Source organism: Micromonospora sp. NPDC049060, from assembly GCF_040649055.1.
In the GTDB taxonomy this organism is placed as follows: Bacteria; Actinomycetota; Actinomycetes; order Mycobacteriales; family Micromonosporaceae; genus Micromonospora; species Micromonospora reichwaldensis.
Window position 1 is genome coordinate 24,695 of sequence record NZ_JBEZEV010000060.1, and the last position, 15,077, is coordinate 39,771.

14 protein-coding genes and 1 pseudogene are annotated in these 15,077 nt (G+C 74.3%); 10 read left to right on the forward strand and 5 right to left on the reverse strand.

The window, feature by feature from the left end:
• The first annotated feature begins 43 nt into the window (after window positions 1-43).
• The 9 genes from AB0B83_RS20565 (at window position 44) to AB0B83_RS20605 (ending at window position 10,427) form a co-directional block, all read left to right on the forward strand.
• The gene (locus tag AB0B83_RS20565) at window positions 44-1,093 is read left to right on the forward strand and encodes a zinc-binding alcohol dehydrogenase (RefSeq protein WP_357579560.1); all 1,050 of its coding nucleotides are present in this window, start codon (window positions 44-46) and stop codon (window positions 1,091-1,093) included.
• Window positions 1,094-1,098: 5 nt separating this feature from the next.
• Window positions 1,099-2,667 carry an amidohydrolase family protein gene (locus tag AB0B83_RS20570; RefSeq protein WP_357579548.1) on the forward strand — a complete coding sequence of 523 codons (1,569 nt, stop codon included), beginning with the start codon at window positions 1,099-1,101 and terminating at the stop codon, window positions 2,665-2,667.
• Window positions 2,668-2,725: 58 nt separating this feature from the next.
• Window positions 2,726-4,309: a lysine 5,6-aminomutase subunit alpha gene (locus tag AB0B83_RS20575; protein ID WP_357579549.1), complete on the forward strand. Its 1,584-nt coding sequence runs from the start codon at window positions 2,726-2,728 to the stop codon at window positions 4,307-4,309.
• The gene (locus AB0B83_RS20580; protein ID WP_132237542.1) at window positions 4,306-5,082 is read left to right on the forward strand and encodes an OAM dimerization domain-containing protein; all 777 of its coding nucleotides are present in this window, start codon (window positions 4,306-4,308) and stop codon (window positions 5,080-5,082) included. Before AB0B83_RS20575 ends, AB0B83_RS20580 begins: the two co-directional genes overlap by 4 nt.
• Window positions 5,079-5,471 (forward strand): hotdog domain-containing protein, encoded by a 393-nt coding sequence (locus AB0B83_RS20585; RefSeq protein WP_357579550.1) that lies wholly within the window; start codon window positions 5,079-5,081, stop codon window positions 5,469-5,471. Before AB0B83_RS20580 ends, AB0B83_RS20585 begins: the two co-directional genes overlap by 4 nt.
• Window positions 5,468-6,805 carry a glutamate mutase L gene (locus AB0B83_RS20590; protein ID WP_357579551.1) on the forward strand — a complete coding sequence of 446 codons (1,338 nt, stop codon included), beginning with the start codon at window positions 5,468-5,470 and terminating at the stop codon, window positions 6,803-6,805. Before AB0B83_RS20585 ends, AB0B83_RS20590 begins: the two co-directional genes overlap by 4 nt.
• Before the next feature lie 491 nt (window positions 6,806-7,296).
• Window positions 7,297-8,916, forward strand: coding sequence for an apolipoprotein N-acyltransferase (lnt, locus tag AB0B83_RS20595; RefSeq protein WP_357579552.1), 1,620 nt, complete (start codon window positions 7,297-7,299; stop codon window positions 8,914-8,916).
• A 34-nt stretch (window positions 8,917-8,950) separates the two neighbouring features.
• Window positions 8,951-9,757, forward strand: coding sequence for a polyprenol monophosphomannose synthase (locus tag AB0B83_RS20600; protein ID WP_357579553.1), 807 nt, complete (start codon window positions 8,951-8,953; stop codon window positions 9,755-9,757).
• An 85-nt stretch (window positions 9,758-9,842) separates the two neighbouring features.
• Window positions 9,843-10,427 carry an FxsA family protein gene (locus AB0B83_RS20605; protein ID WP_357579554.1) on the forward strand — a complete coding sequence of 195 codons (585 nt, stop codon included), beginning with the start codon at window positions 9,843-9,845 and terminating at the stop codon, window positions 10,425-10,427.
• 9 nt (window positions 10,428-10,436) lie between these two features.
• Here the strand turns inward: AB0B83_RS20605 and AB0B83_RS20610 are convergent, their stop codons facing one another.
• From AB0B83_RS20610 to AB0B83_RS20625, 4 genes are all read right to left on the reverse strand, one after another.
• Window positions 10,437-10,778, reverse strand: coding sequence for an RNA polymerase-binding protein RbpA (locus AB0B83_RS20610; protein ID WP_007460094.1), 342 nt, complete (start codon window positions 10,776-10,778; stop codon window positions 10,437-10,439).
• Window positions 10,779-11,075: 297 nt separating this feature from the next.
• Window positions 11,076-11,666, reverse strand: coding sequence for a pyridoxamine 5'-phosphate oxidase family protein (locus AB0B83_RS20615; protein WP_357579555.1), 591 nt, complete (start codon window positions 11,664-11,666; stop codon window positions 11,076-11,078).
• Between the two features lie 59 nt (window positions 11,667-11,725).
• Complete coding sequence (locus tag AB0B83_RS20620) at window positions 11,726-12,817, reverse strand: winged helix DNA-binding domain-containing protein (RefSeq protein WP_357579556.1); 1,092 nt, start codon at window positions 12,815-12,817, stop codon at window positions 11,726-11,728.
• Window positions 12,818-12,900: 83 nt separating this feature from the next.
• The gene (locus AB0B83_RS20625; RefSeq protein ID WP_357579557.1) at window positions 12,901-13,521 is read right to left on the reverse strand and encodes a DinB family protein; all 621 of its coding nucleotides are present in this window, start codon (window positions 13,519-13,521) and stop codon (window positions 12,901-12,903) included.
• A 62-nt stretch (window positions 13,522-13,583) separates the two neighbouring features.
• Here AB0B83_RS20625 and AB0B83_RS20630 point away from each other — a divergent pair, with 62 nt between their 5' ends.
• A complete protein-coding gene (locus tag AB0B83_RS20630) occupies window positions 13,584-14,573 on the forward strand; it encodes a WYL domain-containing protein (RefSeq protein ID WP_357579558.1) in 990 nt (329 codons plus the stop codon).
• A gap of 9 nt (window positions 14,574-14,582) precedes the next feature.
• Here the strand turns inward: AB0B83_RS20630 and AB0B83_RS20635 are convergent.
• Window positions 14,583-15,077 (reverse strand): annotated as a pseudogene (locus AB0B83_RS20635) (hypothetical protein); the annotation flags it as partial.

Consider the following 15,077-nt stretch of genomic DNA (forward strand, 5'->3'; position numbering starts at 1 on the left):
GGCTTCGAGCGGCGTGACAGGGGAGGTCGGCGTGACGTCACCGGTGGGTCTGCACCGCGTTGTCGAACCGGCGGGGGTGCTGCCGCAGGCCGCGTGGCGGCTGGACGCGAGTCCGGAGATCGCGCCGAACGAGGTGCGGATCCGGGTGGAGCGGTTGAACCTGGACGCGGCGAGCTTCCGGCAGCTGTGGGAGAAGCACGGCGGGGACGGCGACGCGGTCCGCGCCGAGGTGCTTGAGATCGTGTCGACGCGCGGCAAGATGCAGAACCCGGTGACGGGCTCGGGCGGGATGCTGATCGGCACGGTGGAGGAGGCGGGGCGGCGGTCCCCGCTGGGGCTGCGGGCGGGGCAGCGGGTGGCGACCCTGGTGTCGTTGACGCTGACGCCGCTGACGATCCTCGACGGGCTGGCCCGCTGGGACGGGCGCAGCGAGCAGGTGCCGTGCGACGGGTACGCGATCCTGTTCGCCCGGTCGATCGCGGCGGTGCTGCCGGCGGATCTCGATCCGCAGCTGTCCCTGGCGGTGCTGGACGTGTGCGGGGCGCCGGCGCTGACGGCGCGGGTGGTGTCGCGGTACGTGGCGGAGCGGGAGCGGGCGGAGGATCCGACGCCGGTGCGGGTGGCGGTGATCGGTGGCGCGGGCAAGAGCGGGTCGCTGTCTTTGGCCGCGGCGCGGCGGGCGGGTGCCGCCCGTACGGTCGGGGTGGTGCCGGTCGTGGCGGAGCGGGACGCGCTGGCGGCGGTGGGTCTGGCGGACGTGGTGGCGTTGGCCGACGCCCGGGATCCGGTGGCGTTGTCGTCGGCGGTGACGACGGCGTTGGGGGCTCCGGCGGACGTGACGGTGGTGTGCGTGGACGTGCCGGGGTGTGAGCACGGTGCGGTGCTGGCGACGGAGGACGGCGGCACGGTGGTGTTCTTCTCGATGGCGACGAGTTTCGCGGCGGCGGCGTTGGGGGCGGAGGGCCTGGGGGCGGACGTGACGATGCTGGTCGGGAACGGGTACGTGCCGGGGCACGCCGAGTTCGCGTTGGGTCTGTTGCGCGCGGAGTCGGGGGTGCGGGCGTTGTTCGAGGCGCGTCTGGCGGCAGACTGATGGTCATGACGAACCCCTCGACTCTGTACCGCGGCGGGACGCTGCACTGCCCGGCCGATCCGAGCGCGACGGCTCTGCTGGTCACCGATGGCCGGATCTCCTGGTTGGGGGTGGACGCGGACGCGCCGGTGGCCGAGCGGGTGGTGGATCTGGACGGGGCGTTGGTGACGCCGGCGTTCGTGGACGCGCACGTGCACGCCACGGACACGGGGTTGGCGTTGTCGGGGCTGGACCTGTCGGCGGTGCGTTCGGCGGCGGAGTTGCTGGACGCGGTGGCGGGGTTCGCGGCGGGGTTGCCGTCGGACGCGGTGGTGCTGGGGCACGGCTGGGACGAGTCGGGTTGGCCGGTGCCGCGGTTGCCGGACGCGGCGATGTTGGATCGGGCGGCCGGGGGGCGGCGGGTCTATCTGTCGCAGGCGTCGATTCATTCGGCGTTGGTGTCGGCGGCGTTGCTGGCGGCGTGTCCGCAGGTGGTGTCGGCGGCGGGGTACGACGCGTCGGGGTGGTTGCGGCGGGATGCGCACCACGTGGTGCGGGCGGCGGCGTTCGCGTCGGTGACTCGGGCGCAGCGGGTGGCGGCGCAGCGGGCGGCGTTGGCGCACGCGGCGTCGCTGGGTATCGCGGCGGTGCACGAGTGCGGTGGCCCGGAGATCTCCGACGAGGAGGACTTCACGGGTCTGTTGGCGTTGTCGGGTGACGGTGTGGCGGAGGTGTACGGGTACTGGGGTGAGCTGATGGGGGCGGCGCGGGCCCGGGAGTTGGGTGCGGTGGGGGCGGGGGGTGACCTGTTCGCCGACGGGGCGTTGGGTTCGCGTACGGCGCACGTGTCGCGTGACTACCTGGATGGTGAGGGGGGTTGCGGGCACGGTTACCTGAGTGCGGAGCAGGTGCGTGAGCATCTGTTGGACTGTGCGGCGCACGGTGTGCAGGGTGGCTTCCACGCGATCGGTGACGCGGCGATCTCGACGGTGTTGGAGGGCTTCGCGGGGGCGGCGGAGAAGTTGGGCACGGACCGGGTGCGGGCGGGTCGGCACCGCATCGAGCACGCGGAGATCATGAACAAGCGGTTGATCGCCGGGTTCGTGGAGTACGGGATCGTGGCGAGCATGCAGCCGGCGTTCGACCGGTTGTGGGGTGGCGCGGGTCGGATGTACGAGTCGCGGCTGGGCCTGGACCGGTCGTTGGAGTCGAATCCGATGGGTGCGATGCACGGCGTCGGGGTGGCGTTGGCGTTCGGGTCGGATTCGCCGGTGACGCCGCTGGACCCGTGGGGTTCGGTGCGGGCGGCGGTGTGGCACCACAGCCCGACGCAGCGGATGAGTGTGCGGTCGGCGTTCGCGGCGCACACCCGGGGCGGGTGGCGTGCGGTGCGGCTGGACAACGAGGGTGTGCTGGCGTTGGGGGCACCGGCGACGTTCGCGGTGTGGTCGACGCCGGCGGGGGTGGACCGGGGGTTGCCGGTGTTGTTGGCCGCGGACCCGGAGGCGCGTGGTCCGCAGGACCCGACGCCGCTGCCGGTGTGTCGGCGCACGGTGTTGCGCGGTGACGTGATCTACGAGGAAGGGTCTTCGTGAGCGAGCGAACCATCGGTACGGCGTGTGGCGCCGTCGCGGGACAGGGTCGGGTGACGGTGTGACGGGCAAGCTTGACCTTGATCCGCGGCTGGTGGCGCGGGCGCGGGAGTTGGCGCGTCGTGCGGGGCAGCCGGTGGTGGATCTGGCGCGCAGCCACACGACGGTGTCGGTGGAGCGTGCGGTGCTGCGGCTGGCCGGGGTGGCCGGGGCGGATCCGGACGGTATTCCGTGGGTGAACCGGCTCGTGGACGCGGTGGTCGCGGACGTGGGGTTGGGGCACGGGGTGGCGTTGCCGGTGTTCGACGCGCTCGCCCGGGAGCAGCTCGGTGACGTGACGTTGCTGGCGCAGAAGGCGGCGGCGGGGTCGGTGCGGTTCGAGGTGCCGACGGGGAAGGCGGCCACGGCGGCGCGGAAGGCGGCGCGGCGGGCGGTGGGTGCGGGGATCCGGGCGATCGACCGGCGGCGCGCGGAGCGTGACCGGCTGGTGAAGCGGTTCGGGGATCCGGCGCAGCGGCCGTGGATCTATCTGATCGTGGCGACGGGCGACATCTACGAGGACATTCCGCAGGCGCAGGCGGCGGCGCGGGCGGGTGCGGACGTGATCGCGGTGATCCGGTCGACGGGGCAGTCGTTGCTGGACTACGTGCCGGAGGGGGCGACGCGGGAGGGCTTCGCGGGCACGTACGCGACGCAGGAGAACTTCCGGTTGATGCGGGCGGCGTTGGACTCCTCGTCGCGGGAGTTGGGCCGCTACGTGCGGTTGACGAACTACGCGTCGGGTCTGTGCATGCCGGAGATGGCGACGCTCGCGGGCCTGGAGCGGCTGGACATGATGTTGAACGACTCGATGTACGGGATCCTGTTCCGGGACATCAACCCGATCCGTACGTTCGTGGACCAGCGGTTCTCGCGTCAGGTGCACGCGCGGGCGGGGATCATCATCAACACCGGTGAGGACAACTACCTGACCACGGCGGACGCGGTGGACGAGGCGCACACGGTGACGGTGTCGCAGCTGCTCAACGAGTTCTTCGCGCACGAGGCGGGGTTGGCGGACTGGCAGTTGGGCCTGGGGCACGCTTTCGAGATCAACCCGGACGTGCCGGAGTCGTTGCGGCTGGAGTTGGCGCACGCGTTGCTGGCGCGGGAGTTGTTCCCGGACGCGCCGTTGAAGTGGATGCCGCCGACGAAGCACATGACGGGTGACGTGTTCCGGGGCAATCTGCTGGACGGGTTCTTCAACCTGGTGGGCACGATGACCGGTCAGGGGATCCTGCTGGTGGGGATGATGACCGAGGCGGTGGTGACGCCGTGGTTGTCGGACCGGGACATCGCCCTGCAGAACGTGCGGTACGTGCTGGGTGCGGCCGGTGGGTTGCACGAGGACTTCGTGCCGGCGTCGGGCGGGTTCATCCAGCAGCGGGCCAACCGGGTGCTGGGTGAGGCGGTCGACCTGCTGGAGCGTATCGGTGAGCAGTCGCTGTTGACGGCGATCGCCGAGGGCACGTTCGGGATCATGAAGCGGCCGGCGGACCGGGGCAAGGGGCTGGCGGGGGTGGCCGCGCACGAGGCCGGCTACTTCAATCCGGCGACGGAGATCCTGGAGGCGCCGGTGGCGGGTGGAGAGGTGGCACGGGCGTGAGCGCCGTCGAGGCCGGCGGGGACGCCGGGAAGAAGATCGTCCGGCCGTACGGGGACACCACGGGCGATGGCATGGTGCAGGTGTCGTTCACGTTGCCGGTGCCGCACGACAAGCGGGCCGAGGGCGCGGCGGTGCAGTTGGCGAACAAGATGGGCATCGACCCGGCGATGCTGGTGCACGCCAAGCCGATGAGTGACGGGTTCACGTTCTTCGTGGTGTACGGGCGGGTGAACCATCTGGTGGACCTGTCGGCGGTGCAGGTGGTGGAGCGTGACTTCCCGCTGCTGAGCGCCAAGGAGGTCAACGCGGTGGTGAAGCGGCGGTTGCGGCGCAAGTTGTCGGTGGTGGGGGCGTGCATCGGCACGGACGCGCACACCGTCGGCATCGACGCGATCCTCAACGTCAAGGGCATCGCGGGGGAGAAGGGCCTGGAGTACTACCGGGAGTTGAAGGTCACGAACCTGGGTGCGCAGGTGAGCGTGCCGGAGTTGGTGGAGGCGGCGCGGGTGGAGCGCGCGGACGCGGTGCTGGTGTCGCAGGTCGTGACGCAGCGCGATGCGCATCTGCACAACACGCGGGAGATGTCGGCGGCGTTCCGGGAGGCGATGCCGGCGGGGCGCCGGCCGTTGCTGATCGTGGGTGGGCCGCGTTTCGACGAGTCGATGGCCGGCGAGTTGGGCGTGGACCGGATCTTCGGCCGGGGCACCACCCCGGGTGAGGTGGCGAGTTTCCTGGTGCACGCGTTGGTCACGGAGAAGAAGGCGAAGGCATGAGTGATTCCCGGGTGGGTCTGAGGGTCGTGCACCGGCGGTACGTGCCGTATTCGCACGCCCACTACGCCGGCAACCTGGTCGACGGGGCGTACGCGCTGGGGTTGTTCGGGGACGTGGCCACGGAGGTGTGCATCCGCACCGACGGTGACGAGGGGTTGTTCGCGTCGTACTCGGACGTGCAGTTCCGGGCGGCGATGCGGGCGGGTGACGTGTTGGAGGTGACGGCGACGGTGACCCGGGTGGGTACGCGTAGCCGCACCATCGACTTCGAGGCGCGGGTGGTGTGCCGGGGGCGTCCGGATCGGGGTGAGTCGGCGGCGGAGGTGCTCGACGAGCCGATCGTGGCGGTCACGGCGACCGGCACGGTGGTCGTGCCGCCGGTGGCGTGAGGTACGCGGTCTGCGCCGACGTCGGGTCCACGTACACGAAGGTGGCGGTGGTGGACCTGGACGTGGGCGCGTTGGTGGCGGGGGCGTCGGCGCCGACGACGGTGGGCACGGACGTGCTGCACGGCCTGGACGCGGCGGTGGCGGCGGCCACCGCCGGCCTGGCGGCGGGTCAGGTGCCGTGGTACGTGTGTTCGTCGGCCGGTGGTGGGTTGCGGTTGGCGGTGATCGGCTACGAGCGGCTGGTGACCGCGCAGGCGGGCCGGCGGGTGGGTCTGTCGGCGGGCGCGAACGTGGTGCACGTGGCGGCGGGTCGGCTCGGTGCGGCGGACCTGGCGGGGTTGCGGGCGGCCCGCCCGGACGTGGTGCTGCTGGTGGGTGGCACCGACGGTGGTGACGCCGAGACGTTGACGCACAACGCGACGCGGCTGGCGCGGGCCCGTTGGCGGGTGCCGGTGGTGTTGGCCGGCAACGTCGACGTCCGCGACGACCTGCACGCCGTGCTGGCTGCGGCGGGGGTGCCGGTGACGGTGGCCGACAACGTGCTGCCGCGCATCGGGGTGCTGGCGCCGGCGTCGGCGCGTTCGGCGATCCGGGAGGTGTTCCTGCGGCACGTGATCGGCGGGAAGCGGCTGTCGCGGGGGTCGCGGTTCGCGCGGCTGGTGCGGGCGGCCACCCCCGACGCGGTGCTGACGGGCGTGGAGGTGCTGGCCGACACCCTGGGTGGTGATCTGGTGGTGGTGGACGTGGGTGGCGCCACCACGGACGTGTATTCGGTGCTCACGCCGGACGAGCGGGCCACCGGGCCGGGGCGGGAGGTGGCGGGGTCGCTGTGGCGGGCCCGTACCGTCGAGGGGGACCTAGGCATGCGGTGGAGCGCGCCGGGGGTGGTGCGGGCGGCCGTCGAGGAGCGGTTGCTGACCGACGCGCAGGGCGACGACCTGGCGGCCGGGGCGGCGGTGCGCGCGGGTGATCCGGGGTTCCTGCCGGTGGGGGACGCGGAGCGTGCGGTGGACGCCCGCATCGCGGCCCTGGCGGCGACGGTGGCGTTGCGTCGGCACGCCCGGGGGGCGGCCACGGGTGAGCGGGCCGGGCGGGACCTGCGTGACGTGCGGCTGCTGGTGGGTTCCGGTGGGGTGCTGCGGCATGCCGCGCCGGCGGATGCGGCGGGTGTGTTGGGTGCGGTGCTGGCCGACCATGCCGGTGGGTGGCCGTTGCCGCGTGCGGCGCGGCCGGTCGTCGACGTCGATTACGTGCTGGCCGCCGGTGGGTTGCTGGCCGCGGAGCATCCGGCGGCGGCGGGGGCGTTGCTGCGCCGGCATCTCGCGACGGATTGAGACTCGCCGACGCGACACGCCGTGGTGCATCACACGACAGGCCCGGGTGGGTTGACAGCGGCGGGGGTCCACGCCGTACCGTCTTTGAGTCCTACTACGGGAAGCGGCTGTTGTTCGCTTCGTCCCTTCGTCCGCTGGCCGAGCGACATGTGAGCAGTGCGTCGCGGCGGCCAGGTCCAGCGGGCGGGGGTCGGCGGGGCGGCGCGAACCGGCCGCGGTTACCGGTGTACGGGCAGGGTGAGGTGCACGGCCAGTAGACAACGGCCAGGCGGGGGCAGCCAGTCCGCGTCGGGTCGGTCCGAAGGTCGGCGCAGCTCATTCTCGCCCCACCGGCCGGGAAGGGCCTGGGAGCATCGGGGCGCGGCGTGAGCCGCGCCCCGATTTGTGTCTGCGGCCCCCTGCCGGGGAGGAATCGCCCGTACGCGCCGCGACGGGGCGTCGGGTGCGGCGCCGGGCGGGGCGGGAACTCGTGGCCGGGTAGCCTTCGGCCCGTGATCGTGGGCAACGTGCCGGCGCCGGCCGGGGACAGCAGCCAACCGGGCGCCGTGGGGGCGGGGACGCCCGGAGTGGCGCGGCGTGCGCTGCCGCTGCGGGTGGCCGTGCCGATGGCGGTGGTCGCGGGGTTGGCGTTGCTGGCGGCGTTCCCGCCGTACGGGCTGTGGCCGCTCGCGCCGCTGGGCGTGGCGTTGCTGGCCGCGGCGACGCACCGGCGTCGGGTACGTGCCGGCGCCGGGCTGGGTCTCCTGACCGGGGTGGCGTTGTTCGCGCCGCTGCTGAGCTGGACGAACCTGCACACCGGCTACCTGCCGTGGGTGTTGCTGTCGCTGCTGCAGGCCGGCTACCTGGCGCTGCTGGGCGCGGCGGGCGCGTACGTGTCGCCGCTGGTGGAGCGGGTGCGGTGGAGTTGGCCGTTGGTGACCGGCGTGTTGTGGGTGGGGCAGGAGGCGCTGCGTGACCGCACCCCGTTCGGGGGGTTCCCGTGGGGGCGCCTGGCGTTCAGCCAGGACGGCTCGCCGCTGCTGCGGCTGGCCGCGTGGGGTGGCGCGCCGCTGGTGACGTTCGCGGTGGCGCTGACGGGCGGGCTGCTGGTCGCGGCGCTGTGGCGGCCGTGGGGCGGGCGGCGGCGCTGGTGGGTGCCGGTGGCCGGGTTGGCCGCCGCGGCGGTCGCGGTGCCCGTCGTGGGGCTGCTCGTGCCGGTGTCGGGTGCGGGGGGCGGTGCCGCGGTCACGGTGGCGATCGTGCAGGGCAACGTGCCGCGGCTCGGGCTGGACTTCAACGCCCAGCGGCAGGCGGTGCTGAACAACCACGTCGACGCCACGATCGAGCTGGCGGGGCAGGTGTCCGCGGGCGTGCGGCCCCGCCCCGACCTGGTGGTGTGGCCGGAGAACTCCAGCGACATCGACCCGCTGCGCGACACCGACGCCGGGGCGCGCATCTCGCAGGCCGCCGACGCGGTCGGCGCCCCGATCCTCGTCGGTGCGGTGCTGCGCGGCCCCGGGGAGGGGCAGGTGCGCAACGCGGGGATCCTGTGGCGCCCCGGCAGCGGCCCGGACCTGGAGCAGCTGTACACGAAGCGGCACCCGGTGCCGTTCGCCGAGTACGTGCCGATGCGTGATCTCGCCCGGATGGTCAGCAAGCAGGTCGACCGGGTACGCGCCGACTTCGTGCCGGGCAGCGAGCCGGGGGTGCTGCGCACCGGGGCGGCGGTGCTCGGCGACGTGATCTGCTTCGAGGTCGCCTACGACGAGGTGGTGCGTGACACCGTCGTCGGCGGGGCGCAGCTGCTGGTGGTGCAGACCAACAACGCCACGTTCGACGTGGCCGAGGCGCGCCAGCAGTTGGCGATGGTGCGGCTGCGGGCGGTCGAGCACGGCCGGCCGGCGTTGATGGCCTCCACGGTCGGGGTGTCCGGGTTCGTTGCCCCGGACGGGCGGGTAAGCGACGCCACCGGGTTCAACACCCGAGCGGTCGTGGTGCGGCAGCTGCGACTGGACGACGGGCGCACCCTGGCCACCCGGGTCGGGTTGTGGCCGGAGGTGGCGTTGGCCACCCTGGCCGTGGCGGCGCTGGTCGGCGCGGGCGTGCTGCGCCGCCGGCCGCGCGTCGGGTGACACCAGCCGGTACGCCGGCGAAGGGGGAGCGACGGTGGGCGAGACGACCGGCACCCGGGCCGACACCGGTCATCCGGGGGTGGGTCGGGTGCTCGTGGTGATCCCGACCTACAACGAGGCCGACAACGTGGCGGGGATCGTGGCGCGGGTGCGGCGCGCCGCGCCGGCGGTGGACATCCTGGTCGCCGACGACGACAGCCCCGACGGCACCGGTGCGCTCGCCGACGCCCTGGCCGGCGCCGACCGCCGGGTGCACGTGCTGCACCGTGAGGGCAAGCAGGGCCTCGGCGCGGCGTACCTGGCGGGGTTCGCGTGGGCCCGTGAGCGTGGCTTCGACGCGGTGGTGGAGATGGACGCCGACGGTTCGCACGCCCCGGAGGACCTGCCCGCGTTGCTGTCCGCCGCCCGCGACGCCGACGTGGTGATCGGTTCCCGGTGGACCGCCGGGGCGCGGGTGGTGAACTGGCCGCTGCGGCGGCTGCTGCTGTCGCGCTGCGGCAACCTGTACGCGCGGCTGGTGCTGGGCATGCCGCTGTCCGACGCCACCGGCGGCTACCGGGTGTACCGGCTGGCGGCCCTGGACGAGTTCGACCTGGCGTCGGTGTGTTCGCAGGGGTACTCGTTCCAGGTGGAGTTGTCCCGGCTGGCGCACCGGTCCGGGGCGCGCATCGTGGAGGTGCCGATCACGTTCGCGGAGCGGGAGCGCGGCAGCAGCAAGATGAGCCCGCTGATCGTGGCGGAGGCGTTGTGGCGGATCACGACGTGGGGGGTGCAGGACCGGCGGCAGGCGGTGCGGCGGGGCCTGCACGGCACCCCCACCGGTCAGGTGCGGTGGCCCTGAGCGGCGGCGTGTCATGCTGGATGGGGCGCTGGCGCCCGGGCGGGGTGGCCCCGCCGTAGGCGCCGCTGATGGCGGATGGGGTGAGATGCGCCGAGGACTGAGGTTTGTGCCGTTGGCCCTGTTGGCGGCGACGCTGCTGGAGCTGGTGGTGTTCGTCGTGGTGGGGCGGGCGATCGGGTTCGGCGCGGCGCTGCTTGTGGTGTTCGCGGTGTCGTTGCTGGGGCTGGTGCTGTTGCGTCGGGAGGGGATGCGCGCCTGGCGTGGCTTCAAGGCCTCCGCGCAGGCCGGTCAGCCGCCGGGCCGGCAGGTCACCGACGGTCTCGTGGGGCTGCTCGGGGCGCTGCTGCTGGCGATGCCGGGCCTGCTCAGTGGCCTGGTGGGGGTGTCGTTGCTGGTGCCGCCGGTGCGTCGGCTGGCCCGCAACGGGGTGCAGCGGGCCGCGGAGCGGCGGGTGTCGTCGATGGTCGCCGGTGACCTGTTCGGGCCGCGCCGGGTGCGGGTGCGTCGGGGTGCGCCGCAGCAGCCGCAGCAGCCGCAGCAGCCGGTTGCCGAGCCCACCGTCGTCGACGGGGGTCGCGCCATCGAGGGCGAGATCGTCGAGCCCGGCCGGAGCTGCCGCGCACACGACGGCGCCCGGGGAGCGGATGCTCCCGGGGCGCCGTGGCCTTGACGGTGCGGCTCAGGCGCGGCCGCGGCGGGTGCGGACCTCCTGCAGCCGCTCGGCGAGGATGTCCTCCAGCTCGGCGATGGAACGCCGCTCCAGCAGCATGTCCCAGTGGGTGCGCGGCGGCTTGGCCTTCTTCTGCTCCGGCTCGTTGCCGTCGACCAGCCGGGCCACGCTGCCGTCGAACTTGCACTCCCAGGTCGTGGGGACCTCGGCGTCGACGGCGAACGGAACCTCGAACTGGTGGCCCTTGGCGCACAGGTACTCGCGGGTCTGACGCGGCGCGAGCTCCGTGTTGCGGTCGGATTCGTAGCTGACCGCGCCCAGACGGCTGCCCCGCAGCATACGCTCGCCCATGATCGACTTCCCCTCGTTCGTGGTGCTGGTCTTCTCGGTGTAACGGTCCGTTCCCGCCGGGCCATTCCCGCCCGGACACCGGGCGAGCCTGCACAAGGGTAGCCGGCCACGCCAGCCGCCCGGCGGGGTCGCCCCGGGCCGGGTCGGGCGGTGGAGGGTTTCCGCTGTGCCACCGGCGATGGTAGCCGCCCCGAAGCCGCGCAGGTCGCGACGGCCGGTGACGCGCCGGCCGTGCCCCTCGCCGTCGCCGCCGCCCCGCTCGCCCGTGAGCCCGCGCCGGGAACGCCGCCGGCCGGCTCAGGTCGCCGGGGTCGGTGGCAGCGGCAGCGGCAGGCCCGGCAGCCCGTCGATGCTGCGGGCCACGTGGTCCTTGCCGGCGAAGTAGTCGCTCAGCGACGCGTCGTCCTCCCGGGCGAAGCGCCGGGCGTGCAGGTCGCGGTCGGCGTCGTAGGACATGAACGGCACCGCGTAGCCGCAGGTGTCGCGGATCAGTTCGGCGCGCACGACGATGATCGCCCGCAGGCCGTGCACGCTGGTGTCGATGTCCGGGAAGTGGCCCGTCAGCTCCGCCCAGCGGGGATCGTCACGAAACACCGGCTCGCCGCGCCCGTGCACCCGCACGATGTTCGGCGGCCCGTCGAACGCGCACCACATGAGCGTGATCCGCCCGTTCTCCCGCAGGTGCGCGATCGTCTCGGCGTTGCTGCCGGCGAAGTCCAGGTAGGCCACGGTGTGCGCGTCGACGACCGCCCACGAGCCGCGCAGCCCCTTCGGGGACAGGTTGATGGTGCCGTCGCCCGACAGTGGTGCCGTGGCGGTGAAGAACAGGGGCTGGTCCTCGATGAAGCTGCGCAGCCGGCCCTCGATGCGCTCGTGTGTCTTTCCCACCCCGGCATCATGGCCCGGCGGCGGGCCGCCCCGCTGCCCCGGGGCCGGCTCGCGGGTTATCAGGGCACGTCCGCGGCGACGCGTACGCGGTCGCTGTCGCAGAGCAACGACGCCACCGACGCACCCTCCTCGGCCACCCCGGCGCGTTCGGCCCGGGAGAGACGGCGCAGCGGGGCGACGGCCACGGTGCCGGCCGCGACGCCCCAGGTGGCGGCGACCCGGCCGTCGACCAGGACGACGCGCTCGCCGGCGACCGACAGGCCACGGTGGGCGTCGTCGACGATGCGGCTGCGGTCGTCGTAGCCGAGCAGCGCGTTGTCGAACGCCGGCAGGAACCGCACCGGCGCGGGCGTGTCGGCGTCGGGGCGCGGCGCGTCGGGCAGGTCCCACAGCCGCCGCCCGCGCTCGTCGCGCAGGACGACCAGCTCGTCGCGGATCGCGGCCACCGCCGCCGGCAGGCCGGCGAGGCCGGACCAGGCGCGCAGGTCGGCCGTCGAGGCCGGACCGAAGGCGGCCAGGTAGCGCCGCACGAGCGCCTCACCGACCGGGTCGCCGCCCGGCGGGGCCGGCGGGTCGATCTCGCGGCCCAGCCAGGATGAGAGCGGCACGTTGCGTACGCCCGCCGTCGTGCGCCACAGCCCGCGCGGCGGCAGCTGCACCACCGCGACGAGGGCGAGCAGCATCTCGCCCAGCGCCCTCGGTCCCGGCGCCGGCCACCGCTCGGCCAGCGCCCGCGCGAGCCCGGTCATCGAGCGGGGCTCGCCGTCGGCCAGCACCTCCCGGCCCGCCGTGGCGAGCTCGTCGAGGTCCACGCCGGCGAGTTCGCGACGGTAGACCCCGAGTACGCGCTGGCGCAGCATGCCGTCGTGGCGGGCCCGCCACGCCAGCGCGTCGTCGGCGGTGACGAGGTGCACGGTGCGACGCATGAGGTGCATCCGCACCACGCGCCGGCCGGTCAGCAGGTCCGACAGCGCCGCCGGGTCGAACCCGCGCACCCGGGACCAGAGCCCGACGAACGGCTCCTGTGGTTCCTGTGCCTGAAGACCGCACAGGTGCGCGACGGCGTCGAGGACCGGCACGTCGGCGCGGTCGAGCAGCAGCTGCCGGGCCAGCGTGGCGCGGTTGAGCGCCCGGGCGTCGAGAACGGTCATCGGTGCACGCTTCCCTGCGGGTCGGCGGAGGCGGGGGCGAGGGCGGGCGGGTCCCGGTCAGGTGGCCGGGACCCGCCGGGCGGTCAGGTGGCCCGCTGCCCGTCGAGGCTCTCGCGCAGGATGTCGGCGTGCCCGGCGTGCTGGGCGGTCTCGGCGATGACGTGCATCAGCACCCCCCGTACGCTGAGCACCCCCGTCACCTCGTGCCACGGCGCCGACGGCAGCGGGTGCGTCGTCGACAGGTCGGCGACGGCGGCGACGGTCTCCTCGGTGCGGGCGGCGACCTGCGCGTAGTGGTCGAGGATCCCGGCCAGGGTGTCGCCGGGCAGCATCCGGAAGCCGGCCTCGTGCTCGACGAGCCACTGCGGCACCTCGCGCGCCGTGCCGGCCGTGATGTCGGCCCAGGTGACCCCGTCGGGCAGGGCGAAGGACATGGCCGAGGGGCCCTCGACCACGAAGCGCAGCCACGACCGCTCCATGGCCGCGACGTGCTTGACCAGCCCGCCCAGGCACAGCGCGCTGGCCGTCGGGCGTTGGCCGAGCTGCTCGTCGGTGAGGCCGCGGACGGTGCCGGTCAGGGCGGATCGGGCGGTCGAGAGCGCGGCGAGCAGGTCGGCCCGCTCGGGGTCGAGGGTCGTCGGGGGCGTGGCGGTGGCGGTGTCGGTCACGGCGTTCGGGTCCTTCGTGTCGTCATCGGTGGGCACGTGGACTACGTTCGCAGCCGAAGCGGACAGGATCTGTCCGCTTCTGCGGGCACCATGGGGGAATGCCGAAAACTTCCGCGCGCCTGCTGGCGTTGCTGTCGCTGCTGCAGGCACGCCGGGACTGGCCGGGAGGGCTGCTGGCCGCGCGGCTGGACGTGAGCGCGCGCACCGTACGGCGTGACGTCGAGCGGCTGCGCGAGCTCGGCTATCCCATCGCGGCCGTCAAGGGACCCGACGGTGGCTACCGCCTCGCCGCCGGTGCGCAACTGCCGCCGCTGCTGTTCGACGACGAGCAGGCCGTGGCCCTGGCCATCGCGTTGCAGAGCGCCACCACCGCCGGCGCCGGCATCGAGGAGGCCGCGGCGCGCGCCCTGCACACGGTCCGGCAGGTCATGCCCGCCCGGCTGCGCCACCGCATCGACATCCTCCAGGTCACCGCCGTCGAGCGGTCCCCGACGCGGCCGGGCCGGCAGGTCGACAGCGGCGTGCTCATGGCGCTCGGCGCCGCCGTGCACGCCCGCGAGGTGCTGCGCTTCGACTACACCCCCGTGACCCCGCCGGAGGCCGACGGCGACGGTGGGCTGCCCGCGTCGCGCCGGGTGCAGCCGCACCACCTCGTCACGTGGGGCGGACGCTGGTACCTGGTGGCGTGGGACCTCGAGCGCGGGGACTGGCGCACCTTCCGCGCCGACCGGATCAGTCCGCGTACGCCCACCGGGCCCCGGTTCACCCCACGTGAGCTGCCCGGGGGTGACGTGGCGACCTTCGTGACCAGCCGGTTCCAGGGCTCCGGGGGCGCCGGCGGCTGGCCCTGCCGCGGCGAGGTGATCCTCGACCTGCCGGCCGCGGTGGTGTCCGGGTACCTGCACGACGCGCTCGTCGAGGAACTGGGCCCGCACCGTTGCCGGCTCGTTGCGGGTTCGTGGTCGTGGGTGGGTCTGGCCGCTTCCATCGGCCGCTTCGACGTCGACATCGAGGTCGTCGGCCCGGCCGAGCTCAGGGACGCCTTCGCGCGGCTGGCCCGCCGCTACACCGCCACCGCGCGCGGATGACCGGACCGTTCAGCCGGCCGCGCGGGGGCCCAGGTGGGCCAGGGCGGCGGCGAGGTGGCTGACCTGCTCGGCGAGCTGGGCCGCCCGCCGCTGCGCCTCGTCGCGGTCGGTCTCGGCGGCGCGCAGCCGTACGGTCAACTCGGCGGCGCGGCCCTCGGCGGCGCTCGCGGCCTCGCGCGCGGCGGCCAGGTCGGCGCGCAGCGTGTCGTGCCGGCCGGTGAGCGCGGCCAGTTCCGTGCGGGCCTGCTCGGCGGTGGCCTCGGCGCGCCGCCGGGCGGTCTCGGCGTCCCGGTGCGTGGCTTCGGCGCGTTGCCGGGCCGTGTCGGCCTCGGCGGCGGCCGTGCGGGCGGCGTCGGCCTCGGCGCGGGCCTGCCCGGCGCGCTCGCGGGCCTGCTCGGCCTCGGCGTGCAGGCGCTGCGCGCGGTCGAGGGCCTCGGTGGCGGCGCGGGTCGCCCGGTCGGCGTCGGAGCGGGGGGCGTCTGGGTCGGCGGTGAGTTCGGGGGC